The 2,011-nt window shown below is 61.5% G+C and carries 3 protein-coding genes; all 3 read left to right on the top strand.

Annotation, left to right across the window (positions count from 1 at the left end; translation table 11 throughout):
• The first annotated feature begins 43 nt into the window (after nucleotides 1-43).
• Genes mamQ through mamB form a run of 3 tightly spaced genes read left to right on the top strand, consistent with a single transcriptional unit; the run spans nucleotide 44 to nucleotide 2,000 of the window.
• On the top strand, nucleotides 44-862 hold the full coding sequence (gene mamQ / locus CU669_RS20895; RefSeq protein ID WP_112147516.1) for a magnetosome protein MamQ: 819 nt from the start codon (nucleotides 44-46) through the stop codon (nucleotides 860-862).
• Nucleotides 859-1,113, top strand: coding sequence for a magnetosome protein MamR (mamR, locus tag CU669_RS20890; RefSeq protein WP_009869054.1), 255 nt, complete (start codon nucleotides 859-861; stop codon nucleotides 1,111-1,113). The genes mamQ and mamR overlap by 4 nt, the downstream gene beginning before the upstream one ends.
• Nucleotides 1,110-2,000, top strand: coding sequence for a magnetosome biogenesis CDF transporter MamB (gene mamB, locus CU669_RS20885; RefSeq protein WP_112147515.1), 891 nt, complete (start codon nucleotides 1,110-1,112; stop codon nucleotides 1,998-2,000). The genes mamR and mamB overlap by 4 nt, the downstream gene beginning before the upstream one ends.
• Nucleotides 2,001-2,011 lie beyond the last annotated feature (11 nt).

Genomic DNA, 2,011 nt, shown 5'->3' with positions numbered 1-2,011 from the left:
ATGAGGGGCTTCTCCTTCCTATGACGAGCTTAGCGAGACGGATATGGCATTAGGCGACGCGAATGTTGGTTCGGCCCCTGGGGTCGACTTCAGTGCGCTGCAACGGGTCAAGCAGTCGGAGGAGCTGCTTGCCCAGTTGTATGTTGTCGATGAGTCGCCGCGTCGTTTGGGCCGTGGTCCGGTGCATGTCCTGATGGTGGTTTCGGTTTTGTCCGTGGTGGCGTTCATCACGACCTTGCTGATGCGCTACAACACGTTCGTGACCATGTCGGAGGAGACGCAGGCGAAGCGGTCCAATTACGAGGTGATGATCCAGCGCCGCGACAATCTGTTCGGCAATCTTGTGAAGCTGACGCTGAACCACGCGGCCTTGGAGCACTCGATTTTCTCGCATACGTCGGACAAGCGGACCGAGGGAGTCGAGGCGGGCAAGGGCGGCCCGATCGGCTCCGCGCTGGAGCAGCTGATGAAGCAGGGCGGGATCGGGAAGCTTCTGGGCGATGTGGGGGGCGGCAAGGCGCTGCTTGGGGCGGATGGCGGGTTCGGCGCCGCGCTGGGCCGTCTGATGGCGGTTGTGGAGCAGTATCCGACCATCCAGTCGGTCGACACCTACAAGCACATGATGACGTCGCTGGTGGAGATGGAAGACCGGATCGCGACGCGTCGCGAGGAATACAACGGGGCGGCCTCGACCTATAACATCGAGATCACCAAGTGGCCGTGGAACTATCTGGCGTTCATCACCGGCTTCAAGCGGGCGGAGTATTTCCAGGAAAAGCCGTCGGGCGACACGCCGATCATCACGCCGCAGCTTTTCCAGGAACTTCTGCCCCTCAACCATGCGCAGGAGATCAAGAAATGATCTGGACGGCGGTAATCAAGGGAAGCGCGCTGGTGACCTTCGTGCAGGGCGCCATGGTTCTGGTGGACAAGATCTTCGGCGAGGAGATCTTGCCGCACCGGATCTACAGCAGCGCGGAAGCCGCGCAATTGCTGGGAATGGATCGTCTCGAGGTTCTGGGCCTGATCCGTTCGGGGACGATCAAGGCGAAGAAAGTGGGCGATAATTATCGTATACTGGGCTCCAATCTTGTGGATTACATGAACCGATGAAGTTCGAAAATTGCAGGGATTGCCGCGAGGAAGTGGTGTGGTGGGCCTTTACCGCCGACATCTGCATGACCCTGTTCAAGGGTGTCCTCGGGCTGATGAGCGGCAGCGTGGCGCTGGTGGCGGATTCGCTGCATTCGGGGGCGGACGTGGTTGCCAGCGGCGTGACCCAGCTCAGTCTGAAGATTTCGAACAAGCCCGCGGATGAACGCTATCCGTTCGGCTATGGCAATATCCAGTACATCTCGTCGTCCATCGTGGGCTCCTTGCTGCTGATCGGGGCCAGCTTCCTGATGTACGGTTCGGTGATGAAGCTGATCTCGGGCTCCTACGAGGCGCCGAGCATCTTCGCGGCGGTCGGGGCGTCGGTGACGGTGATCGTCAACGAGCTGATGTATCGCTACCAGATCTGCGTGGGCAACGAAAACAACAGCCCGGCCATCATCGCCAATGCCTGGGACAACCGGTCCGACGCCATCTCGTCGGCGGCGGTGATGGTCGGCGTGATCGCCTCGGTGATCGGCTTTCCCATCGCCGACACCATCGCGGCCATCGGGGTTTCGGCCCTGGTGGGACGCATCGGCCTGGAACTGATCGGAACCTCGATCCACGGCCTGATGGACAGCTCGGTGGACACGGACCTGCTGCAGACCGCCTGGCAGGTGGCCATGGACACGCCCATGGTCCACAGCATCTATTTCCTGCGCGGCCGCCATGTGGGCGAGGACGTGCAGTTCGACATCCGCCTGCGGGTCGATCCCAATCTGCGTATCAAGGACAGTTCCATGGTGGCCGAGGCGGTGCGCCAGCGTATCCAGGAGGAAATCCCCCACGCCCGCGACATCCGCCTGTTCGTCAGCCCGGCGCCCGCCGTCGCGGCAAGGGCCTGAGCAAGAGAGGG

Origin of the sequence: Paramagnetospirillum kuznetsovii (genome assembly GCF_003284725.1) — a bacterium.
In the GTDB taxonomy this organism is placed as follows: domain Bacteria; phylum Pseudomonadota; class Alphaproteobacteria; order Rhodospirillales; family Magnetospirillaceae; genus Phaeospirillum; species Phaeospirillum kuznetsovii.
This window is presented reverse-complemented; position numbering and strand designations above follow the sequence as displayed.